Annotated in this window: 16 protein-coding genes and 1 pseudogene; 4 read left to right on the plus strand and 13 right to left on the minus strand. The window is 56.8% G+C overall.

From position 1 onward, the window contains the following. Window positions 1-190 precede the first annotated feature (190 nt). Both FH08_RS0143325 and FH08_RS0143330 read left to right on the plus strand, forming a co-directional pair. Window positions 191-949 (plus strand): HesA/MoeB/ThiF family protein, encoded by a 759-nt coding sequence (locus tag FH08_RS0143325; RefSeq protein ID WP_031364346.1) that lies wholly within the window; start codon window positions 191-193, stop codon window positions 947-949. A 159-nt stretch (window positions 950-1108) separates the two neighbouring features. Continuing rightward, the gene (locus tag FH08_RS0143330) at window positions 1109-2332 is read left to right on the plus strand and encodes an autotransporter strand-loop-strand O-heptosyltransferase (RefSeq protein ID WP_051888973.1); all 1224 of its coding nucleotides are present in this window, start codon (window positions 1109-1111) and stop codon (window positions 2330-2332) included. On the opposite strand, the gene ptsP is transcribed toward FH08_RS0143330, so the two are convergent. The 7 genes from ptsP to FH08_RS0143370 all read right to left on the minus strand — a co-directional run bounded on the left by ptsP (window position 2320) and on the right by FH08_RS0143370 (window position 10151). Beyond that, window positions 2320-4080 (minus strand): phosphoenolpyruvate--protein phosphotransferase, encoded by a 1761-nt coding sequence (ptsP, locus tag FH08_RS0143335; RefSeq protein ID WP_031364348.1) that lies wholly within the window; start codon window positions 4078-4080, stop codon window positions 2320-2322. The two genes, FH08_RS0143330 and ptsP, sit on opposite strands and share 13 nt — an antisense overlap. Window positions 4081-4338: 258 nt before the next feature. After that, window positions 4339-4608: an HPr family phosphocarrier protein gene (locus FH08_RS0143340; RefSeq protein ID WP_031364349.1), complete on the minus strand. Its 270-nt coding sequence runs from the start codon at window positions 4606-4608 to the stop codon at window positions 4339-4341. Window positions 4609-4731: 123 nt separating this feature from the next. Continuing rightward, window positions 4732-5235, minus strand: a complete 504-nt coding sequence (locus FH08_RS0143345) for a PTS sugar transporter subunit IIA (RefSeq protein ID WP_031364350.1) — start codon at window positions 5233-5235, stop codon at window positions 4732-4734. Window positions 5236-5577: 342 nt separating this feature from the next. Continuing rightward, window positions 5578-6534 (minus strand): glutathione synthase, encoded by a 957-nt coding sequence (gene gshB / locus FH08_RS0143355; protein WP_031364351.1) that lies wholly within the window; start codon window positions 6532-6534, stop codon window positions 5578-5580. A gap of 154 nt (window positions 6535-6688) precedes the next feature. Further along, on the minus strand, window positions 6689-7978 hold the full coding sequence (gshA, locus tag FH08_RS0143360; RefSeq protein WP_031364352.1) for a glutamate--cysteine ligase: 1290 nt from the start codon (window positions 7976-7978) through the stop codon (window positions 6689-6691). A gap of 326 nt (window positions 7979-8304) precedes the next feature. Beyond that, a complete protein-coding gene (locus tag FH08_RS0143365; protein ID WP_031364353.1) occupies window positions 8305-9780 on the minus strand; it encodes an ammonium transporter in 1476 nt (491 codons plus the stop codon). Window positions 9781-9812: 32 nt separating this feature from the next. Beyond that, on the minus strand, window positions 9813-10151 hold the full coding sequence (locus FH08_RS0143370) for a P-II family nitrogen regulator (RefSeq protein ID WP_031364354.1): 339 nt from the start codon (window positions 10149-10151) through the stop codon (window positions 9813-9815). A gap of 464 nt (window positions 10152-10615) precedes the next feature. On the opposite strand from FH08_RS0143370, the gene FH08_RS0143375 reads away from it, so the two are divergent. After that, complete coding sequence (locus FH08_RS0143375; RefSeq protein WP_031364355.1) at window positions 10616-10894, plus strand: accessory factor UbiK family protein; 279 nt, start codon at window positions 10616-10618, stop codon at window positions 10892-10894. Window positions 10895-10997: 103 nt separating this feature from the next. Then, window positions 10998-12017, plus strand: a pseudogene (locus FH08_RS0143380) (YifB family Mg chelatase-like AAA ATPase); the annotation flags it as partial. A gap of 128 nt (window positions 12018-12145) precedes the next feature. Here the strand turns inward: FH08_RS0143380 and FH08_RS0143385 are convergent. The 6 genes from FH08_RS0143385 to FH08_RS0143420 all read right to left on the minus strand — a co-directional run bounded on the left by FH08_RS0143385 (window position 12146) and on the right by FH08_RS0143420 (window position 24120). Beyond that, the gene (locus FH08_RS0143385) at window positions 12146-13615 is read right to left on the minus strand and encodes a site-specific integrase (protein ID WP_031364357.1); all 1470 of its coding nucleotides are present in this window, start codon (window positions 13613-13615) and stop codon (window positions 12146-12148) included. Next, window positions 13591-14196 carry a hypothetical protein gene (locus FH08_RS52815; protein ID WP_031364358.1) on the minus strand — a complete coding sequence of 202 codons (606 nt, stop codon included), beginning with the start codon at window positions 14194-14196 and terminating at the stop codon, window positions 13591-13593. The genes FH08_RS0143385 and FH08_RS52815 overlap by 25 nt, the downstream gene beginning before the upstream one ends. After that, window positions 14193-16319, minus strand: coding sequence for a hypothetical protein (locus FH08_RS0143395; RefSeq protein ID WP_031364359.1), 2127 nt, complete (start codon window positions 16317-16319; stop codon window positions 14193-14195). Before FH08_RS0143395 ends, FH08_RS52815 begins: the two co-directional genes overlap by 4 nt. Beyond that, the gene (locus tag FH08_RS0143400; protein ID WP_031364360.1) at window positions 16312-18666 is read right to left on the minus strand and encodes a hypothetical protein; all 2355 of its coding nucleotides are present in this window, start codon (window positions 18664-18666) and stop codon (window positions 16312-16314) included. The genes FH08_RS0143395 and FH08_RS0143400 overlap by 8 nt, the downstream gene beginning before the upstream one ends. Before the next feature lie 1247 nt (window positions 18667-19913). Beyond that, the gene (locus tag FH08_RS0143415; protein ID WP_031364362.1) at window positions 19914-22790 is read right to left on the minus strand and encodes a TrlF family AAA-like ATPase; all 2877 of its coding nucleotides are present in this window, start codon (window positions 22788-22790) and stop codon (window positions 19914-19916) included. 229 nt (window positions 22791-23019) lie between these two features. After that, complete coding sequence (locus FH08_RS0143420; protein ID WP_152603064.1) at window positions 23020-24120, minus strand: hypothetical protein; 1101 nt, start codon at window positions 24118-24120, stop codon at window positions 23020-23022. Between the last annotated feature and the right edge of the window lie 82 nt (window positions 24121-24202).

Below are 24202 nucleotides of genomic sequence, written 5' to 3' on the forward strand. Positions count from 1 at the left end.
GCGCCAGTCGCACTCCTCCGCCTCCCATTGCCCCCGCGTCCGTCCCCAGCATCTTGTGATTGCATGGGACCGGAGCAAGTACTCCGCACCAACTCACCTCGACACACGATTAAAATAGCGGTTTCGCGACCGCGCGCCTGCGCCCGTTTCCTGCAGCCAGCGTTCCGGTCGTAGCCCACTTGAGCGCTCGATGAACGACGATCAGCTTCTCCGCTATTCCCGGCACATCCTCGTCGACGAAATCGGCATTGAAGCGCAACAACGCTTTCTCGATGCACACGCCATCATCATCGGTGCGGGTGGGCTCGGGTCTCCGGCTGCGATGTATCTGGCGGCGGCGGGTGTCGGCGAGATCACGCTGGTCGATGCCGATTCCGTCGACCTCACCAATCTCCAGCGCCAGATCCTGCACACAAGTGCATCGGTCGGTGAACCGAAGGTGGAGTCGGCCCGCGCTACGCTCGCCGCGCTCAACCCCGGGGTGAAGGTGACCACAGTCGCAGTTCGCGCCGATACGGCGTGGCTCGACGCCCACGTCCCGAACGCCATCGTGGTGCTCGATTGCACCGATAACTTCGCCACCCGCCACGCGATCAACGCAGCCTGTTTCGCCCACGGCGTGCCGCTCGTCTCCGGTGCAGCACTTCGCTTCGACGGCCAGATCAGCACCTTTGACTTTCGGTCGGCGCAATCGCCCTGCTACGCATGCGTGTTTCCGCCGGACGATGCGTTCGAGGAAGTCGCGTGCTCGACCATGGGCGTCTTCTCGCCGACGGTCGGGATCATTGGCGCCATGCAGGCGGCCGAGGCGTTGCGCGTGATAGGCGGGTTCGGCACGACGCTCGAAGGCCGCCTGATGATGCTCGATTCACTGCGTATGGAATGGAACACGATGCGCATTGCGCGGCAGGCAAGCTGCCCGGTATGTGGAACGCACGCACAGAAATAGTCTGTTCAAGGGCGACGACAGCACCATGCCAAAGCCCCATCTACCCGCCACGCGAACGTCTATTCTCTCTGCCGTCTCAAATTTAAGAGTTCTCCAATTTTCCTAAGCGCCGAGCCAGCCTATCTTGGTCACGACGCTTTTGACGCAATTGGAGAACACATGAACGAGACTGAAACCCGGCACACTCAACGCGGCAGGACCGAAACTGAATTCGCTCAGCCTGGTGTTCCGTCCCAGACCGGACCCGAAGGCATCCTTTACGATTTCAATTACGGCTGCCGCGTGCAAGTGCCTGTAGACGGATGGCGCGTCCGGATGATCGACCTCGACACGTTCAATGTCCTTCTCGACGAAACCGCGGAAGCCAATGCGGTGATCACAAGCAGGCGCAAATATTTCGTGCGTTTCCTGCTGGAAGTATTCGATGGCAAGCGACTCGTGTTCCGCCATTTGTTCGATGCAACCAACCAAAAAGTGCGTATCCACATGCGCTCGCTGGCCTTAGGCGATTCGCTCGCATGGTTGCCGGTCATCGATGCATTCCGTGAGCAGCATCAATGCGAAATCCACGTGCCGTTGCCGCCGCATTTGGAAGCGCTTTATCGCAACAGCTATCCCCACTTTCACATTGCTACAGAAGCCGAACCAGATCGCAACCCAAACAGCTTCTACGCGACGTATTACGTCGGTCTGTTCAAGCCGTTCTCGGAACGCGATCATCAACCCACCGATCCGCGAGTAAGCAATCTGCAGGACATCGCCGCGTATCTGCTCGGTGTGCCGTGCCAGGAACGCAAGCCGAATCTGGTCATCGCGGATAAGACGCGCAAGATTGCCGACCGTTACGTATGCATCGCGACGCAGGCCACCGCGCAATGCAAGTACTGGAACAACCCGCGAGGCTGGGCAACGTTGATCGAGCATTTGAAAGCGCGGGGTTATCGGGTGTTATGCATCGACCGTGACAAGCGGTACGGCAACGCGCAGCACGTGAACGCCATGCCGGAAGGCGCCGAAGACTTCACCGGCAACCGGCCATTGCAGGAACGCGTAAGTCTGCTGCATCACGCGGATTTTTTTATCGGATTGGGGAGTGGGCTGTCGTGGCTCGCCTGGGCGGCAGGCACGCCCGTCGTCATGATCAGCGGTTTCTCGCATCCGTCGACCGAGTTCCACACGCCGTATCGCGTGATCAATTTTCACAGCTGCAATAGCTGCTTCAACGATACGACCGCCGAGTTCGATGCCGAGAATTTCGCGTGGTGCCCGCGCCGCTTCGACAAGCCGCAGCCGTTTCAATGTACGTCCATCATCACGCCTGAGTTCGTGATGCGCGTCGTCGATAAACTCATCGACGAGCGCAGCCTCGCTCAGACCTTCTGAAGCAACGCCAAAGCGGCGAGCAACTCCGCGGGTTCATACGCGGCGAGCACGTCCGCTACCGGCTTTTGCAGCGCCTTCAGATCCGCCCGCAGGATCTCCTGCTTGACCACGAGCAACTGGCTTGGGTGCATCGAAAACTCGGTGAGGCCCATGCCGAGCAGCAGGCGCGTCACGGCAGGGTCCCCAGCCATTTCACCGCACACGGACACCGGGACGCCCGCGACCTTCGCTTCACGCAGCGTGAACGCGATCAGGTGCAAGACCGCGGGATGCAGCGGGTCGTAAAGATGCGCGACGGCGTTATCGGCACGATCGATGGCCAGCGTGTACTGGATCAGGTCGTTGGTTCCGATCGACAGGAAATCCAGCCGCTTCAGGAACAGCCGCACGGCAATCGCGGCCGCCGGAATCTCGATCATCGCGCCGACCTGAATGTTGCGATCGTACTCAATACCCGCGTCGTCAAGCTGACGCTTCGCTTCGTGGATCAGGTCGAGCGTCTGGTCAATTTCCTGCGCATGCGCAAGCATAGGGATCAAGATCTTCGCGCGGCCAAACGCCGATGCCCGCAAGATTGCCCGCAATTGCGTCATGAACATCTGCGGCTCGGACAGGCTCCAGCGGATCGCCCGCAAACCCAGCGCCGGGTTTTGCGCGGTCTCGTAACCGTCGCCGCCGCTCATGGATTCGAGCGGCTTGTCCGCGCCCACGTCGATCGTGCGAATGGTGACCGGCCGGCCCTTCATCAACTCGATCGCACGCCGGTAAGCCGCGAATTGCTCTTCCTCTTCCGGCAGCTCGTCCTTGTGATTCATGAACAGGAATTCGCTGCGGAACAGGCCCACGCCCATTGCGCCCGCATCGAGCGCGGTCTTGGCGTCGTCGGGTAATTCGATGTTCGCACACAAGTCGATCTTCGTGCCGTCCAACGTTTGCGTTGGCGAAAACTTGAGGCGCTGCAGCTTGCGCTGCTCCAACACCTTTTCGCTCTGCCGATACGAATACTCTTCCAGCACGATCGGCGCCGGATCGACGATCACAATGCCGTGATCCCCATCGACAATGATCAAGTCGTTCTGCCGGATCAGCGTGCTGGCCTGCTGCACGCCGACCGATGCGGGAATGCCGAGACTGCGGGCGACGATAGCCGTGTGCGACGTGCGGCCGCCAAGGTCCGTCACGAAACCCTTGAACGCCTGGGTCTTGAACTGCAGCATGTCGGCGGGCGCTATGTCGTGGGCGACCACGATCATGTCGTTGTGGCCGTTGGTCGCCGCCCCATCCACTACCAGCGTAGCCGTGGAGGGCGCACCGGCCAGTGCCTTCAGCACGCGTTCCACGACTTGTTGAATATCGGCTTTGCGCTCGCGCAAATATTCGTCTTCGATATCGTCGAAATGGCGGCTGAGGATTTCAAGCTGCTCGGTCAGCGCCCATTCCACGTTGTAGCGGCGCGTACGCACGAGATCGATGGTTTCGTGAACGAGCATGGCGTCGTTCAGGATCATGGAGTGGACGTTGATAAACGCGCCCATCTCACTGGGGGCATCCGCAGCCAGATCGTCGCGCAGAGCGTCCAGCTCCGCGTGCACTTGCGCCTGCGCTGCGTGAAAGCGTTCAATTTCACTGTCGATGCGATCCGGTTCGACCAGATAGTGATCGACATCGAGTGCAGCCGCCGCGATCAAATACGCGCGGCCGATGGCGATACCGCGCGAAACGGGAATTCCATGCAGCGTGAACGACACGCGCACCTCTCTCTAGTTATGGGTGTCTCACGGTTTGTCGACCACCGGCTGGCGATGCGAGTCCGCGCACCATTATAAATTCGAACGCGATTCGGCACCCTTTGCGGTGCAGCAAGTTTCTGTCACAAAATGACGTTTTTTATTGCACGCTGTGTCAGGGTCACTCATGTCCGCGTCGGTCATGTCGGTGCAGTGTCTACGGACACAAAAAAGCCGCGTCGATGCGCGGCTTTTTTCAGTGCTGCAGGCAGGACAACGTCATTGTCCTTCGCCAAATTTATCTGCGATGAGCGCAAGGATGCCCTTCATTGCTTCGGCTTCGTCGGAGCCTTCGGTTTCAATTGTCACCGTGCTGCCGATTCCCGCTGCGAGCATCATCACGCCCATGATGCTTTTCGCATTGATCCGGCGGCCATTGCGGCTCATCCAGATTTCGCATTGAAAATTTCCTGCCAGTTGTGTGAGCTTGGCCGAAGCACGCGCGTGCAGCCCCAGCTTGTTCACGATGGTTGTTTCCTGTTGCAGCATGATGCTCCGGGCGCTAAGTGAGAGGGCTGACACGATGCAGCTGGGTCAATGCTTTTTTAACGGACTTTTCAACGTGCTGCCAGTGTGCTGCCAGCAGGGCAACTCAACTCAGCCGGACGCGACTCAGTGACTTGCCACCTTGGCGGGCATGCAACTGGTCGCGGCAGCACCCACAGCGCAACTGGTAACGGCAGCAGCAGCGGCGGCTGCCGCACTGGCGATTGCGCAAGGGTTGACGGGCGTCGAGGCATCGAGTTCCTGAATGCCCTTCGATCCCCCCTGCAGCGACTTTTCAGCCAGCGTGTCGAGCGGCGTGGTCCTGTAGCAGACCGCGCGCACCAGCATTGGCAGATTAACGCCGGCGAGCACGCGAACGCTACCGCTTGCCAGGCTTTGCGCGATATTCGCAGGCGTTGCGCCGAACACGTCCGTGAGGACGATCGCACCGTTTTCTTCCTTCAGACGGTCGATTTCGGAGCGTGCAAACGCGCGGACTTCGACGGGATCGCAATCCGGCTTCACATCGATCGCACCGATGCGAGCGGGCAAACCGCCGTAGATGTGGGTAATGCACTCACGTAACGCCGAAGCGAACGGAGCGTGCGCAATAATTAGAATGCCAGCCATGTCAGAGTGTGCTGCCCCAAAACGACGAGATGCGTCGGAAATCGTGGGAACTTGCGTTATATATGCCAATTGCGATGCCAAATACTGCAAAACGCGACTGCAACATCGATCCGGGTGCAGAAATCTCAACAATCGCCTATACGTAAGCTTAGTCGGATTTTGCACGCTATGCTGCAGCGCAACGCGCTGCAGCAAGTTTCCACTTTCAATTTCGGGGCCGGATCGCGCCACGAAACGAATCTCATGAGGGGGAGATTGTAACAGTCTGGGAGAAATCAACGGGCGGACTGCCCTCTTCGACAGTCGCCTCTAATTTCTCGCTTCTTGTCCCTGCTCACACGACTAAGCCGCCGCTCGTTCCAATGCATCGATGAACATGCCGGCGACATCGAAACCTGTCTGGTCCATGATTTCGCGGAAGCACGTCGGGCTGGTCACGTTCACTTCGGTCAGATAGTCGCCAATAGCATCGAGCCCGACCAGCAGCAAGCCGCGCGCGAAGAGCGTCTGTCCCAGCGTTTCCGCAATCTTGCGATCGTTTTCCGTGAGCGGTTGTGCGCGACCCAATCCGCCCGCTGCCAGGTTGCCGCGTACTTCGTTGCCTTGCGGAATCCGCGCAAGCGAATACGGCACGGGTTGTCCGCCGATCAGCAGGATGCGTTTGTCGCCATCGGTGATCTGCGGGATGAACTTTTGCGCCATGACGCTGCGCGCGCCGTTATCGCTGAGCATTTCCACGATCGTGCCGAGGTTCATGCCATCGGCCTTCACGCGAAACACCCCCATACCGCCCATGCCGTCGAGCGGTTTCAGGATCACGTCGCCGTGTTCGGCATGGAAAGAACGCAGGCGCGCGGCATCGCGGGTAACCAGCGTGGGCACGACGAACTCCGGCCACTCGCCGATCGCCAGTTTCTCGGAGTGATCGCGGATCGCGCTCGGCTTGTTGAAGACGCGTGCGCCGGTCCGTTCGGCCAGTTCCAGGAGCCATGTGGATGTCACATATTCCATGTCGAACGGCGGGTCTTTGCGCATCAGGACCGCGCCGAAATGCTTGAGGTCGAGGATCTCCGGCGCAGCAGCTTCGTACCACGGCGAGCGCGCGGAATCGGCTTCGTCGCCGACTATGGTCACGCGCTGCACTGCCGCTTCCACTTTCGTGCCGACCCAGGCCAGATGCTGCGGCTCGCACACATAAATCGTGTGTCCGCGACGCGCGGCTTCGGCCATCATCGCGTAGGTCGTGTCTTTGTAGATCTTGAAGTGATCGAGCGGATCGGCGATAAAAAGGATGTCCATAAGCGTCCAGAGCGGCCGTTCGGCCTTGATTTGATCGATGTAAATACGCGTTGCCGTCAGTCCTGCAATACGCGATTTCTAACACGTCGCGCGCCTTCGCGCCTGAAGTGCAAAACGGCCGCAACTTTGTGCGGCCGTCGTGATGGGGTGAAGCTTAGACCTGAATGGCTTCGGGATCGGTCTTTTCCAGCTCCACCGATGCCGCGAGCAACCCCAACCTCGCCACCACGCCATACATATAGAAGCGGTTCGGCGGCGCGGCGCCGGGCTTCGCGTGGGCGTCGGGCAAGGCCGTGTGCTCGAAGCCGAGGGGCACGAAATGCATGCCCGGTGCGTTGAGGTTCTGGTCGCGGTCACGCGAATCATGCACACGATAAAACCCGCCGACCACATACCGGTCGATCATGTAAACCACCGGCTCGGCGACCGCATTTTCCACGCGCTCGAACGTATGCACGCCTTCCTGCACGATCACGTCGTGGACTTCGAGGCCATCCTTCGCGTCGTTCATCTTCACGCGTTCGCGCTTGGTCAGCGCGGCGACTTCGGACGCATCGTGCACCGTCATCACGCCTTTGCCGTAGGTGCCGGCATCGGCTTTGATCACGACGTACGGCTTTTCACTGATCCCATACTCCCGGTACTTCTTCGCAATCTTCTTTAACACGCCATCGATTGCATCAGCCAGCGCTTCCTCGCCGGTACGCGCCTCGTAATCCACGCCTTCCACGTGCGCGAAATACGGGTTGATCATCCACGGATCGATCTCGACAAGCTTCGAGAATTTCTTCGCGACGTCGTCGTAGCAAGCAAAGTGATTCGATTTGCGGCGCACGGCCCAGCCGGCGTGCAACGGCGGCAGCAGGAACTGCTCGTGGAGATTTTCCAGCACCGGCGGAATGCCGCCCGACAGGTCGTTGTTCAGCAGGATCGAACAGGGATCGAAGTTTTTCAGGCCCAGCCGGCGCGGCGTGCGTTCGAGCGGTTCCAGGACGATCTTCTGCCCGTCGGCGAGCGCGATGGTGACCGGACCGTGAATGTTTTCATCGAGCGTGCCGAAGCGGATGTTCAGCCCGGCCTGACGCATGATGGTCGCGAGCCGCGCCACGTTCTCGAGATAAAACGCGTTGCGGGTGTGGCGCTCGGGGATTACGAGCAGGTTCTTCGCGTCGGGGCAGATCTTTTCGATGGACGCCATGGCGGCTTGCACGGCAAGCGGCAACACTTCCACCGGCAGGTTATTGAAGCCGCCGGGGAACAGGTTGGTATCGACGGGAGCGAGCTTGAAACCGGCGTTGCGCAGGTCTACCGAGCAGTAGAACGGCGGGGTATGTTCCTGCCACTCCAGCCGAAACCAGCGTTCGATGGACGGCGTCGCGTCGAGTATCTTTCGCTCGAGATCGAGCAAAGGGCCGTTTAAAGCCGTAACGAGGTGCGGAACCATTGATGACTCGCGGACTTAAGAGGAAAGATTGTAGAACAAACGCCCCACGTATTTGGGTATGAACTCCCTTTTCCCAAGCCTATTCGCACGGTTCGTGCCGCTGTTTGCACCAATGCCGTCCGCCAGAAACCGTTACCTCGTACAAAATCGGGACAAAAACCAAGGCAAAAACCAAGACAAAAACCAGGGCAAAAAAATACCCGCCGGTAATGGGCGGGCAAAAATCGCTGCGCTTGTCTCGGAGCCGCATTGCTGTAGCTTGCGCTCGATCATGGGGATGACGCCGCGGCCTCTCGCGCCGGGCATCACCCCATCCAAAAAACTTCTTATTCGACGTGCTCGCCATGCAGTGTCACGTCGAGGCCTTCACGTTCCTCTTCTTCTGTGACACGCAGACCCATGACCATGTCGATAACCTTCAACAGGACAAAGCTGACCACACCGCTGTAGACCAGCGTGGTGAGTACGCCCTTGGCTTGCAGCAGGATGCTGCCGTCCGCGCCGCCAATGTCCTTGACCGCGAAGATGCCGGTCAGGAGCGCGCCGAGAATACCGCCCACGCCGTGGACGCCGAACGCGTCGAGCGAATCGTCGTAGCCGAGCTTCGTCTTGAGCCACGTCGCCGACCAGAAGCAGACCACGCCAGCCGCAATACCGATCACGATGGCACCCGTCACGCCGACATAACCCGAAGCCGGCGTAATGGCCACCAGGCCGGCCACAGCACCCGAGATGATGCCGAGCACCGAAGGCTTGCCCTTGGCGAGCCACTCCGCGAACATCCAGCCGAACGCGGCGAATGCGGTAGCGACTTGCGTCGTGAGCATCGCGAAACCGGCACGGCCGTCAGCCGCCACTGCCGAACCCGCGTTGAAGCCGAACCAGCCGACCCACAGCATCGAAGCACCGATCAGCGAGAGCACGAGGTTGTGCGGCGCCATGACTTCGCGGCCATATCCGACTCGCTTGCCGAGCACCAGACAGCAAACCAGACCTGCGATACCGGCGTTGATGTGAACCACCGTGCCGCCTGCGAAGTCCAGGATGCCAGCGGCCGACAACCAGCCCGTCGGTTCCCAGACCATGTGAGCGATCGGCGAGTAGACGATGATCGTCCACAGTCCCATGAACACGAGCATCGCGGAGAACTTCATCCGGTCGGCGAACGCGCCGGCAATCAGCGCCGGTGTGATGATCGCGAACGTCATCTGGTAGACGAAGTAGACCGTCTCAGGAATCGTCGGAGCCAGGTGGCTGACGGTCAGAGTGGTCGCCTTGTCGCCGTGGATGTAGTTCATGCCGTGCAGAAACACCCGCGAGAAGCCGCCGATGAACGCGTTACCCGGCGTGAACGCAAGGCTGTAGCCCACCACGGTCCATAGGATCGTGACCAGGCAGCAGATCGCGAAGCTCTGCATCACGGTCGCGAGCACGTTCTTCTTGCGGACCATGCCCGCGTAGAAGAGCGCGAGGCCCGGGATCGTCATGAACAGCACGAGGGCGGTGGAGGTCAGCATCCAGGCGGTGTCGCCGGAGTTGATCTTCGACGAATCAACAGAGAACGGTTCCGTCGGTGCGGCGGGCGCCGCTGCGGCATCGGATGCGCCGGAAGCCGGAGCGGCCGCCGATGCTGCGGTGGCCGCACTGGCTGTATCTGGCGCGCTTGCAGGCGCTGCCGCGGTCGTGTCTGAAGCCGCGGCCGATGCAGCCGCCGGGGCGGACGCATCCTGCGCCATCACGGTGCCGGCGCTGACTCCCAGCAGCGACCCCGCCATCAACAAGGACATCAATAATTTACGCATTCTGCTGTTTCCTCTTATCGCCGTGTCTTTTATTAGAGAGCGTCCGCGCCGGTCTCACCGGTGCGAATGCGAATGACTTGTTCAATCGGGGTGACGAAAATCTTGCCGTCGCCGATCTTGCCCGTGCGGGCCGCACGCTCGACCGCTTCGATCGCTTGGTCGACGATGTCGTCGGAGACCGCTGCTTCGATCTTCACTTTCGGCAGGAAATCGACCACGTACTCGGCGCCGCGATACAGCTCCGTGTGGCCTTTCTGGCGGCCGAAGCCTTTTACCTCGGTCACGGTGATGCCCGAGACGCCAATAGCCGACAACGCTTCGCGTGCTTCGTCGAGCTTGAACGGCTTGATGATTGCGGTAATGAGCTTCATTTATCCCTCGCTGTGGTGTCGAACAGAGTTGGCGCTATCGCGCCTTAATCTGGTCCCATGCCTGATCCCTCGCTGCCTCATGTCCGTCGCGAGCGGCGTCTGATGCGCCACGCCGCATTGTCAACCGCCCGGAAAAGCGCGCACGGACAAGGCCCGGGGCACATATGCAACTCGTATGCCATGCGCGCGTCCGCGGCCTGCTGTCTGGCTCGCAAGGCCTGTAATGCGTGGGGTAGACCGGATGGCCAGCGCCGCTTGCGTTCGCTGGCGCGCACCGTGGATCGTTGCTAGAGTGCTCGCAAGGTCCAGGCAAACGGACGTGTTCCAAAGCGCAAAATTTTGCCGCGCAGGCGCCTCGAAGTTCTCGTGGAGCGCAAGAGTACGCACCAAAATGGATCATCCGGTTTGCCGGAGCACTGAGCTAACAATGAATGCACTTTTATGGTGCGCAAGAGGAAAATCGTATGAAACAACCCAACGACGTATTCAATGATTTCCAGGCCAAGATGAGCGAACTGCTGAAGAATTCGCCGGCCAAGGACATTGAAAAGAATATGAAAGCCATGCTGTCGCAGGGTTTTTCGAAGCTGGACCTGGTGACACGCGACGAATTTGATACCCAGACACAAGTGCTCGTGCGTACACGCGCCCGGCTCGAGGAGCTGGAACAACGCGTCGCGCAACTGGAAGCGAAGCTGGGCGGCGGACCGACGGCGTCTGGTTCTTCCAGTGCCCAGGACTGAAGTGCAGATGTTCTAAAGCGTGTCATCGGCTAAGCGAGCCGTGATGTTGGGTCATTAAACCGTTGCCTCTGCTTAGCGAGGCAACGGCAGCGGGGAAAAAATCATGTCGCTTGCCGTGGTGCGCAGCCGCGCGCCCGCCTCTGGGCGCGCGCCTGAGGTGACCGTAGAGGTTCATCTCGCCAATGGATTACCTTCGTTTTCAATCGTCGGCTTGCCCGATCTCGAAGTTCGTGAAAGCCGCGAGCGGGTACGCGCAGCACTCCAGAATTGCGGTTTCGATTTCCCCGTTCGCCGCATTACCGTCAATCTCGCCCCCGCCGACCTGCCGAAGGAATCCGGCCGCTTCGACTTGCCGATCGCATTGGGCATTCTGGCGGCGAGCGGCCAGATTCCGGCCGATGCGCTGCTGCATCGAGAGTTCGCCGGAGAGTTGTCGCTGACCGGTGCGCTGCGCCCCATGCGTGGCGCGTTCGCCATGGCGTGTGGGGCTGCGCGTCAATATGCGCGCGCCGGGTTGGCGCTCGAGGGCGCGTCAATCCGCGATACCGATCCCCGCATGCCCGAAATCTATCTGCCTCTTGGGAGCGCGGCGGAAGCGGCGCTGGTGCCGGGTATCGATGTATTCGGGGCTGCTGATCTGCCCGCTTTGTGCGCACACCTCAGCGGTTCGGCCGACGGCCGTCTAACGCCTATCCGCGGAGCGGCGCCCGATTCTCCGCTGCGCAGGCGCGCGCCGTTGCCCGATCTCGTCGATGTGATCGGCCATCCGGGCGCACGCCGCGCGCTCGAGGTTGCGGCAGCAGGCGGACATCATCTATTGATGGTGGGGCCGCCCGGTGCGGGCAAGTCAATGCTCGCCGCCCGGCTACCCAGCCTTCTTCCGCCCATGACCGATGACGAAGCGTTGTCGTCGGCGGCCATACTCTCCGCCAGCATGCTCGGGTTTTCGCCCTCGCAATGGCGCCAGCGACCGTTTCGCGCGCCACATCATTCATCGAGCTCCGTCGCGCTGGTAGGCGGGCGCAATCCGCCGCAACCCGGCGAGATCACGCTCGCGCATCTCGGCGTGCTGTTCCTCGATGAACACCATGTTTCGCTTTTCGACACAAAGTTGCTCACAACAAAAATACAATGTTTTCAATGCGTTGCTTGAAAACATGAGCAAACCATTGTGAGCAACCCAAGTTCGACCAAATATTGGAAAAAGATAGCCGCCCACTCCCGCTGGACAACAGCGGGAGCTTCTACAAGTCACTCTCTCATAACGCTCCGTAGCCGGGCCAATGCATCGGGAGAACGTTTTTCACCGTCGACCTTCGACATCTCATCCACCAATCCAATCATGCCAGCCATAGCAGCTTTGGCGAACTCCTCCGGGCTCATACTTTCCTTCATCGCTTCTAGTTCCGTCACCGTGGCGCGTCCGCTCCTCGCCAGCTCACTAATATTGACTTCGTCGAGCTTCCCTTCTGCAGCGCCGGAAAGCGCGAAGGCCCAATCGACATAACGTTGGAGAGACTTAATATCTTTATGCCCAGTTCGTTGCATTACTTCGTGCGCGAACTCTTTCCCCGTTATCATTAAATCGGCAAAATGGTCTGCGTCGCGCAACCGATACGCTCGAATTAAGCGAAAAACTGCCATCGTAATATATCGATGTCTGAAGAGATGGGGGTGAGCTCTACCTACGAACCCGGCCGCCTTTCTAAGCAGATGAAGTTCCAAGGTAATTGTGTTGGGTCTAATCGGTTTCCCTGTTTTTTCGCTGACAAACAAAACACCGTGGTCCCCTTTTAAAAACTTCTTAGACACAATCGTTTTTCTATAAAATTTAATATACTCAATTATGAAATCCAAGTCGGAATGCTTAACTGGGATTACCCGCCATTCCGGCTCGCCTCCTCCGCGCTTGAAGGTCGGCATTCTCAAGAACGGCTCTGTCATCTCTTTCGCGTTCAGTATATCTTTGACGAGCATGTTTGCGACCTCAATGCGTCTCGCGCCGGTAACCTCCAGAATTCGCAAAAGAGTTAGACGCCGGCGTTTCAAAAAGTGACTAGATTTAATTTCGCCTGCTGTTCTTCGCATCTGAGCGATATAGTCCTCAGGCACCGGATAACGCACGTGCGCAGGACTTTTAGGCGGAAAGCAATTGTGATGCCAATAATATCGGGTGGTTTTTCCACCATTTTTCAACATGACTTCGTAGCTTCGCCTTTCACCGTTGATATACGGCCCGTCTAACGACACCAAGTCAGGAATATTGCAGCGCGTTCCGATATAACTAAGAAAATCAAGGGTCCTCCGCCCGATATCACCGACTCTGCGCGTAGAGCGGGCAGGCTCTGAGCCGTTCATCTCATCCGTAAGACTCTTGATAAAGTCTTCAAATTGAGCGTTAGAAAGCTCGTGAAAGTCAACGCCCAATGCATAGCACTCACGGACGACGTGGGAGAGCTGTGAAGCATAAGCTCCCGGCGTCCCCCCGTTGTCAGCGAGTGACAGGCCTTTGCGCGCGAGAGTCTGCATATATCCCGCTAGTTCGATGCACCAAGAACCGTCAGGCCAGCAAGGTAGGGGCAAACCTCCCACTTCTTGGCCAACCACTTCGCCGGAAGCCGTTGCGGAGCGAAAGAGTTTCGTTCCCTTCGGTGCCAGTACGAACGCTTGCTTTCGCATCGCGCGCGGGTCAAAGTCTACGCGCGCAGTTGTTTTAGCCATCTTTCCGCTTCGCTCCCTTTCTTGACGACAGGTCGCGTGGCCATACTGAACATTGCGAGCAACGTCGCTTCGTCCTTGTTCCATCGTTCGACCAAGGCTGGGTCGCGGCTAAGATTCGCGAGAGCTCGAGCCTTCTTAAGCGCGGCGTGGAATGCGTTCGTAATTTGCCAACAGTCGACTAAGCTTTGCACCCGGCTTAGCTCTGCGGTCTGCAACTGGCCCTCCAGCCCTTGTTTCGTTCTACGGTCTGGCTTGATTTTTTTTGCTTCCACTGCCTGCAACCTGCTCAACGCCTTCCGACGTTTCTCATCAAACCACTCGAATCCGCGGTCGAATAATCGCTCCGACATCCGCTGGACCGTGCACCGCGATGTGGCTACGACCTCTGCCTCTGGCCGAGAATACGATGCGAGGCGGCTCTGCCGCTTCAAGGCGAACATCAGCGGTTCATCCCCTACAAACTTTTCCGGTCTTTGAGCTATTGCAGTTAGCAGCTTTGCTAACGCCACCACACTCCGTTCGTTGCCTGTCGAAGGCTCGCGCTTCAGTTTCAACTCCGACCGTTCGTCTTCGGCGCTCATGCGGCCCTCCGTAGCTTGACCACAATCTTGTAAGGGAAATCTGCAACGAACGGGAAAAATTCCGGTTCGACCATAACGCCGCTATCAAGCTCGCTCTCGAGATACGCTTCTAGGGTGTCATAGTCGATTAGCGAGAATTTGCGCGTTCCGAACTGCATGCCCAGATGCGAAGCCAAGTGCTCGTAGGCCGCTTCATGAATCTCAACTACGCGGGCCTCCTCGGGAAGTCGAAGCTCTTCGGTCAGAAAATACGCAGCAACTTCTCGATACATATCTCCCGCCACGTTGTTCGTCAGGTAGTACCACAGGTGCTCGGCGTCAACGTGCGCAACAAACCATCGCAGGGTATCCAGGTTGCGCGTTCGAGCACTGAAGAAAAATGCGATGATGAAGAATCGACGGAACTGATGCTCACGAAGGTAGTGACGCAAGCCTTTGTCGTCGAGTGGGGTCTCAAAAAAGTCGCAGAAAGCGTCCAAGCACCCATTGAACGAACGGCTGGTGGGTATACACATTCCCCGCGCAGCCGGCAGTGCAAATAGATTGCCATTTGCATCCAGCAATCTTGCCTCCACAAGCTTGTCGTGAAATCGCTCGACCTGCGTAATGTGCACTGCTACAACAGGTGGTATCGGGCGGGTTTCTTTCTCTCTAACACCAAGCGCTCCCGACTTAGCATTCTCGAAAAGAATGGACTGGCGGGATTCGTCTAAACATGTCTTCAAGCGCAATCGCAGCAACTCAGACTGCCTCCGTGCTGTCATCGGCCCCATCACATGAGACATCGCACCATAGAAAACACGAATGTTTTGCAGCAGTCCGCGTCCATGCCTAAACTCTGCAAAGAACCGTTCCCGCTCCCACGCGTTCATATCCCGAGCACGCTTGTAGTTCTTGCCAGCATAGGCGCCGCCAGACCTCATCCGCAAGCACCAGTGCTTCACCCCCATCGCGACGGCTCCCGGTGTCAGGAAATCGCGGATGTCGTGACGCAACAAAAGGGCATAGCAAGTGCGATTTTCGTCTCTAGCCGCCACGAGAATATTGAAATAACTGTCCAGCAAGTCGTCACCATGTTCGGCACAAAAGGCTGTTGCTTGCTTGATTCCGTCCAAGACTTGCCAGAATGGTGGATTCCGAAATCTCCCCACACTTGCCATACGCTCAGGTGCAACAGGCTTATAGTCCTGCGCAATTTGAAAAGCATCATTAGGCAATGAAAATCCAGCAAGCTCGAGATTCAGCATTGCCTGTACAGTTCGACATCCGGTCCGAAGATACTTGGCGCTAGGGCCCTCGCCTTCTCCAGTTCGAACGTTGATTCCCCCGTACTCTCTCTCGTAATCGTCAATCGGATAGAGGCATAGTTCTTCGAACCTTGGTTTCCTCCCTCCTCCGACTAAAGTTTCCGGGTATATCTTCGACGAAATACTTACCGTATGGGGTACGAAGCGAAAGCCACTCTCGTCTCCATGCTTGTAACAGCCTTCAATCCACAACACGGCCTTCCAAAGGGCCAAACGGTCTGACTCGACTTTCAGTGTCCAGTCCTCCGCTGGTATCGCGTGCTCTCTGAAAGCGACATGCCTCGCGACTAACTTGCCTGCGAGAGGCTCAAGCTCGTGCAGTCGCTGGTTCAACCATCCGCTGAGTCTGCTCGTCCAGTCGTAAATAGCTTCCGAGTCGTCTGGTCCCCGCTCGAACCGATAGAGCAGATTCGCTATATCGTTTTCGGTAAGCACGCCAAATCCGTAGGTCGCGAGCTTAAGTTCGCCTTGGTTCAATAGAAAGTAGTCGATGATTCGACAACCTTTTCTTACCGTATTGCGTGCTGCGGCATCACCTATCGGCTTTCCTCCCACTGTCACTGGGTGAGTTAGCACAATGAGATATGTCTTAAAAATCTTCAACGTATCTGCGTACTTGGAATCGGTGAGCAGCCCGCTTCCAAAGCGAACAGCCCAGTCGATATATGTGTTCCCTCCGTGACCGTCCGGAAACAGCAATTTCCAGACAGGGTCTTCGAATTGGCTCAGCAACCACCATGCGTCCCGATACAAGCCAGTAACATCCGTTATCCGCTCTAGCGTCTCGTAGAAATCTTGCGGCATACCTTTAAGCATACAAGGCCTCCTTTTCTATCAAACAAGAAGACGCTTTTTGTCGAGCCGACCGGAGCATAGCCAAGAAGTCGTCTCGGGGAGGCTGGCAGTTTTCGATGTACTCAGCCACCGACTCCGCATAGCCGTGCCACATCGTAGCCAGACTACTTGTCTCCACATCGGAAACTTCCTTCATAGCAAGGCGCAAGCTTTCAAGTATCGTTAGCGTCGGAACGCTTATCGATAGTACTACCTCATCGTCGAGATGCTCGAAGCGTCCGGTGGACCGTTGCGCAGAATGTTCCCTCGGGCGCCACTTAAGCGCATGGTTGTCAATGAACTCTGACAATTCATCAAGGGTCGTAAAGCCTGTCGCTGGCAGTACGTATGAACTATCATCGCCCAACGCCTGCACAAGCAAGCCACACTGAAACAATCGAATCCACCTATTTTCAAAGAAGTTTAGAAGGGGGGCTGGTATGTATCTCCGAATGAGACTGATGTCAAATTTTTCGTGACCTAGGTTCTCGGCAAGTTTCCGAATGTTCGGCTCTTTTATGTACCCGTGGATACCAACACTCGCGCGAAGCGTGGTTAGCGAGAAACGAGAGCTCAAGCGCTGCGCATCACCTTGCGACATACAGTCGTTAGCCATGAATCGCTCCTTCAGCTTATCGTCGGCACGGGCGTATGCAACCTCATTCGATGGAGACACGGTCTGGGGGTATGCGAATCCTGCGCCGCAATGTAGAAACAGGTATCGCCAAATGGGATTATTTTTCCCCTTAAGGTATTGCCGAACTGGGTGCGTCAATTCAATGACCTGGGCCATCAATTCAGCATCTACATCAGAAAGGTGTATTTGTTGTTGCGCCTTCTCGGGCCCCTTTCGAAGTTTATCTCCGTCAAGCAACCATCCAGCATCGGTTTCTACAATCCCAGACGATTGGTTAGTGGAATCAAAAAGTTTAAGCTCGTGGAAGAAGCCGGCCGTCAGCCTCGGATGTGTCATGACTAGCAGCGTCATGTAAGGAATAAGAGCTCCTTTTGTGGGCAGCGCCAGCAGGTCATCCGCGATGTCGCCCAGCGGCATCGGAAAGTACTTGTACAATGGAGTATCTCTACTGGGTTTGAAGCCGTACTGTTCCAAAGTGGCACATGCGTTCGCCTCCCAATTAACGTCGTCTCGGCCAGGCGGGGGCGTCCTTTTTACCCCTAGTCCGTTAAGTACCGCCGCAGTTCCAAGTTTGGCGAGTTCCTTTCGTCGTTGGAAGCGTACCCATATATCGCGCACCTCCATTTCCGCCCATCGGCGAATAAGTTCGATGTCAGCGCCAATCCGTCGAAAAATGAGGTCTGTGGCCTCTTGATTGCTTATTTGCAATGGAACGTCTGTCAGCAGTTTGGCGATGACAGTGGTCCCGTCGGATTTACTTCGACGATGCGTGTTTGAACGGTCTGAACCTGACGATGGCAAGCCGGGGGGCTTGGCTCTTTTCGCGAACAATCCGTCTCGACTCAAATAGCTACGGAACAGGTGTCCAAAGCGACTCCACGAGACTCTTAGCCACTCATACTCCTTATCTTGCTTATCGGCTTCCATAGCCACATGTCGCAGGAACCTACCAAGAAGAATAGTGGCTTGCGTGATGTCGCTAAATGACTCGACAACCCATCCTTCCGGCAGATTGACCAGAAAATCGCTGAACTCTTGCGCTAGAGGCACTGCGCCGTCCGTTCGGTTTCGCCTAAAGCGGCGACATCCGTCGACCAATGCAACAACAAAATTTCTTCCGAAACGTAGATACAACTCTCGGAAGTTGTACCACGCTGTCGACCCACCGACATTCGTGATACCCCAGCCGCGCCAGAGGTCGATTTGAACTGGGTCTAGCGATGCGGTTTCGAACCGTTCACTCGTTTTCGTGCGCCACATCACATATTCAGCCGAGCGGAGTGCCGGGATATCGATTTCTGATTCTGGTATCGCCCGCTTGAGTATTCGCCTCCAAGCGCGTGCATGCGAGTTTCGATTTGCATAGCTTGCAACCATGAAACGCTCGGAATACAAGACTCCCAGAAACTCAACCATCGCGTTCCGAGAGGTGAACTTGCCGTTTCGCAAATCCAGCCTCTGTCCAGTCAGTGCCAGATAGGCCTCAAGCAAGCGAAAGAGCAACTTATTTTTGCGGGCGTCAAATTGATTGCAAACCTCAACTCCAATACGACCCAAGCGCGCACGGGCTTTATCGCTAAGATACTCGAACGGATATTCCACCTGCCAATCAATCGAATAAACTATGGAGTGCTGATGATTATGCCATTCCTCTTTGATACGATATCTGGGGGCGCGTGCTCGGAGACTCATTGCCAACCTTCTATGAAGAAAACGTGCGCGAAATGTGCGCGATGTCATCGCTGATTCTCACGCACACTCAAGCCTCCGAGGCGTAAGCTGGGCCGTGTGCACAGATGAAAAGCGGGTCAACCTCCCCTCATTTGAGAGGAGCCTGCGACTTCGAGACTCACTGAATTCGAGTGAACAACACCGCATCATGGCATCGCACTTTAAGGGCGGATGTCACCTGCCTTATCATCAACCGCAGAGTTTCTCGCTTCAATACACCTCGCCTTTCATGGTTGTTTTCACCGACTCCCCGCTAACGGTCACTAAGTTAACCAGACAGAAGACACCGATGATGATTGACGAGCAGCTGGCTGCACACCGCACTCGGTCACGCCTAACTCACCGCGAAACGCTCGCGCTCCTACTGGTGCGCTGACCTTCTGCGACGAATTCTCCATGCACTCCCCTATACGTTCATATAGGGGAATCCGCCAGTTGGATGGCTATCGTGGTAAGCTCAGCATGCCGTTCGCCCGACCCGAAGCAGATTTATACAGTTGCTATATTCGAACATACACCGTGTAGATGAAACAAACGACATTGAGTAATCCTTTTTTAATTCGTTTTTCTTCAGGCCTTTAAAAAGCTTAAATATAGGCGGAAGGGAATGGGTACTCGATGTGCGTGGAATCTATAGGCGCCTATGACATGCCTTGACGATGTCCTGAGTAACGTTCGAAATTTTTCCTAAGGAAGTCACGGTACGCTTCTAAGCTGGCCAGTTTAAGCTTGAACTCCTGGGACAATCCCTTCGCCCTTCTGACGAAGGTCGGTCTGGTAAATACATCAAAGAACACCATTCGCTCTGCGCCCACGACGATGGCTTGCACCATTCGCACACAACTTCCAGCGCGTCCCTCAGGCCCTCACGCTGCAAACATCTGTTTGCGAATTGACTGTGAAACACCTTGTTGCGAACAGCGGTAGCATCGTCGACTCCTAGGCGAAGGTTGGTGTATTCCGTACCAGTCATCGCTTCGACTGTGACCGGCACTAGCGCATTTATCCCTTTCTCGAAGCCCCCGACATATGTTCTAGCACTTCGGCCAAGCGTCTCCCTCAGGGCAACTACGTTGTGCGCGGAGAATGGCATCGCTTTGAAAAACAAGATAGGTGAACAACTTCCGAAGCTGCCCCCCATCTTGATGACAGACAGCGAGAACGCATCGACCGAACTCGTGTTGAAAGGACATACACGACGTCATCTTCTAGAAATGGTATTTGTCGCCACGACGTCGGAACGCCTCTGCTGACCCCTCCATGATGTCAAGCACAGCCTTCGATACTGCCGACCGGTCCAGGCCCCCGCTCGTCAGACATGCCCCGCGGCCATCATGAGCCTCAAGCGCATAAATCAGTTCCGCATCCGCATTCACTGGGATATTTGCATTGTGTGTCGCGACAATAATCTGCCGCTTCTCTTTTGCTGCCCGCAAGTCTGTCACCAGCGCACGATAGATGAAATTCGAATCCAATTCATCTTCCGGCTGGTCTACAACCACAGGCCCTTCTCCTCTGGCCAGAAGCAGATTCAGCAGTACGGTGTTTCGCTGCCCCTCCGACAAGGTGCCATTCGTGGTACCTGCAGAAGTACCATCATCCCTCATTAATTCGACGTCCACTACGTCATTGATGCGTGTAACGCGCGCGCTCTCCCACAACGGCAAGTTACCCTCACCAAACATATGTCTTTCGAGCGCCGGCTGCAAATCATCCATCATCTCGCCGTAGAAAAACGGGAGAGCTCTAGGGTCATCCTTGCATCTCTCGACCAGTTCCCAAGGGGACGTCGTTTTGTCGCTGCGAGACCACAGCTCAAGTATGTCTTCGCCAATCTCATCCCATTTGCGTGCGAGCTTCCCTCTACCGTCTTTGGGGCCCATGTCCCGCCAGAAGCGCATAAATTCGCTGGAGTCCGCCATATAGGATACGTGGACTTTAAGCCGCTGCGACGTGATAGCGGACTGCAGCGAATCCGCAACGCGCTCACGAAGTTTGAATTGTTCCCGCCAGACAGCATGTAGCTTGCCGATTGCCGCGTCGAGCTCGCTTGCAATCACACTGATGCTGTCCAGCTTTGTTCGAAGCTCGTCCACGAGGGTGAGCTTATCCAACTTTCGTTCGTCAAGCTCCTTTATCCGAGCGGCTTCTTCCGGAGAGACACCGTTCGCTGTACACGCGATTTTGAACTGTTCGGCAGCTTCAAGAATGGACTTTCTGATATCCGCAGCCGCTGCTTCACCAACGGCAATCAATACTGCCGCCTCGTAGCGAGCAATAGCTTGGTGCATTTCCTCCGCGAGTTTTAGTCGGGCGACGTCAACCTGGGCCACTGCGCTCTTAAACCAGTCGGGATGTGGCCAGTCACTCAGGTCATCAGGTAATGCAGGAGCGGTAGTGGATAAGTCTGCTGCTTCACTCGTCAGGCCATCGACTAGAGAACGACTACCGTCCACAAGCCCGTCCAGAAAACGACCGGCGGTGCTCGCTGCCTGACTGCGGCCCAACCAGCCCTGAACCGACTGTCGCGCTGTGAGTTGCCTAGTAAGTTCAGTCACCTCTTGCACGGCGACCTTGAGTTGGCTTGAAATCTCGGCTGCCTGCCGGCTCGCTTGCAGGCGCTGAAGAACCTCTGTGCGCAAGTCTCGTTCTTTGGCAGCCAAGGCTTCGAGTTCCGGGCCGCAGGCGGCGTCCAGAAGGGCCACTATCTGGGTTTGCCCCCCACTGCCGTCGGTCATAGTGCTCAGCTCGCCTTGACCGAAAAATTGCACATGAAGTTGGTGCAAGACAGTCGGTAAATCATCCACATCTCGGCCGTCTATTCGTCTGGGCTCCGCTCGGTTGGACGGCGTGTAGACCAATACATCAGTCACGCCCGGCTGTGTTTGAAACTCTACGCGGACCTCTCCGCCCGGCACCGCAATAGTAGAGAGTAACTGCGCCTGCTTCCGGCCCAACTGCGTATTTGAATCGCCAATGGCACGCTCGTCTGTCGTGAAGGCAAATCGCAGATACTCAAGCAGCGTCGACTTTCCACTACCACGCCCACCGATGACGCAATTTAAATTTTCCGAAAACTCAAGTCGTTGGTCCGCGATGAACGTGGCACCCTTGACTTCAATGGATTTGAATCTGGGATGGGCCTGCTCGTCACTCGGCTTGCGGCCAAGCAATCGCACCCGCGACGTCGAGTCTAGAAATGCTTGCCGCAGCGCCTCTATCGAGGGCCGTGACATCTTTACCCAAGTATGCCGATATCCTAGTGAGTTGGCACGTGGGTTCCCGTCTTCATCGGTTGCCAACGACTTGGCATCCGATGACATTACGCAGGCGGGATGACGGTCCTCCCGGGACCACTCACGGTTTCTTCCTCCAATAATGTCCTGATAGTGGGTTGCCGGAGGGTTGGATGTAACTTCGACCGCATATAGCTCAGGGTTCTTGTAGTCCTCCAGATTGCGAGGCTGAGAAAGAATCCCGTCAGTTTGGTCCGCATGCGCGGCTATAACGATGCCGCCGTGCTCATCCTGAACAATCTCTATTAACGTTTTCAGACTGACATTCTGGCCCGCCATTCGCAAGGGTTGCGGTTGGCCGGCTCTGAACCGCTGAGTCTCCACAAGCCCAAGTTTTGCGAGAATCATATTCACTCGACGAACGTGCGACATCTTTATGGCTGGAGCAAACAGGCAGAGGACGTGATATCCGATGTCGACTTCAAATCCAGGAAGGATATGAAGCGGTCGCCGTCCGAGTGCTTTCGCGACAGACCGATTCTGCTCAACAAGATGAGTCAGAAACCAATCCCGCGGCTCGACTTTTTGGGAGAAGTTATGGTCCGTAACCCCGATAAGCTCCAGTTCCAGGTCATGGCAACGTCGCAGAAAAAGGCAGGCTATTTCCTGTAGTCGTTTCTCGTCAGGTCTGCTAGGGCCAATGTTCCCGCTAGCATCCGGAGGTGGTGGTGTCAGAGGGCGGCGAGGGTCGCCCAGTCTAGTTGCATCGTCGGACCAATTTGCGTTGTCCTCCGGCGTCTGAACCTGGAAATCGCATTTCAGCCATCGCATGCCTTCATACTGCTCCATCGCCCTCTCCCGCACTATATTCAATTTTCATCGGCCCCAATGCTAGCATCGGCCTTATAGAATCACTGCTTCCTAGTCAGCTGCGTTGACGAATCGTCCGTCGTGAATGTACGCATCCCCGTTGGATACCGACTGCGTAACACCTTGAGTCGATGGGACAAGCACGGCAAGGTGGAATATCAGGAACATTTTCGTCATTACTTGCGACGGTAGTACGGTGACAGATTTTTCAGGGTTGGAGGCCATCCGACCGCGGTTCGCTCTCCGCGTTTTGCTCGACTCCGGTATCGAGCAACAACTTCTGCGAGGCTGCTTTTTCCATCGCGGCCAGCCGCTTCTTGACGCCAATCTTTGAATCGCGGCCGAGTGCGGCACGGTAGGCCTCAATTGCTTCGGCTGGCCTGTTCATCTTTTCCAGCAACTCGCCCTTGAGGCGATAGCCGCCCGCCAGCCACCTGTCGTCCTGCCCCGGTTGGAAAGCGGCAATCGTTGCTTCGACAACACCGAACGCGCGCTGAAGTGCCTTGTCGGACTCGTCCGTCTGGACGAGTTCCCCTGCGGCACGAATGCGTGTCCATGGGTCGCCTTTGGTAAGGCGCGTGGTCATGAATTTCTTCGCGTCGAGAAACTCTCCGGTCGGAGAGTACGCAAACTTCCCAAGAGAATTAATTTTCGCAAAAACACGTTTGAGCTTACCGTCGTCGGTTTCAAACGTGTATTCCGAACTCCAGCCTGCGACAGGCGTGCATGAGGCCAACACCCGCTTCTGTGCGACGTCATGTATCTCGAGGATGAAGCTGTCCTCGTTGCCCGAATTGCAGGTCTGGCTTGCGACGTACCGGCCGCACGGCGAGATACTAAAGCCGGCCAGATTCGCCTTGTACGCGCGCCAATACACCTGCGTGCCCGTCGTATCGAAAATGACTAGGTTGGCGGAAAGTTCCGCGGCCTGCCCGGCATCGTTCACCCCGAAAACGCCCGTGTCCGAAACGTCGACAGAGAAAGGGCGCTCTAGGTTGCGGACCGTGGCCACAATCCGGCCGGTCGAGTTGTCGCGAAGCCGGACACCTCTTTGGCGCTTCTGCGAAGCATCCGGCCCCGGGTCCCAGTACCCGACAGACCAGTGCTTGTTGGGCGAGTGTTGCGCCAGTCCGAAGTCCATCATGTCGTCGATTTTGGATGGAAGCCGGATAGGCTTCCGGCTCAGCTCAACAGGCTCTTTGTCCATCGCTTCGGCGGTCGGTACGCTTGCCACCGGCCGGGGCGCCGGCGCAGGAGCGGTCCGAGATATCAGTCCAAAGAACCCCAGGAGATTTTTTAAGAGTGCCATGCCGCGCCTTCCCGTATGAGGTGGTCCCGATGGTCACGCGAATTATGCGCGATAGTCCACACCAGACATCGTGGCGTGGCCT

Origin of the sequence: Caballeronia sordidicola (assembly GCF_000729995.1) — a bacterium.
In the GTDB taxonomy this organism is placed as follows: domain Bacteria; phylum Pseudomonadota; class Gammaproteobacteria; order Burkholderiales; family Burkholderiaceae; genus Caballeronia; species Caballeronia sordidicola_A.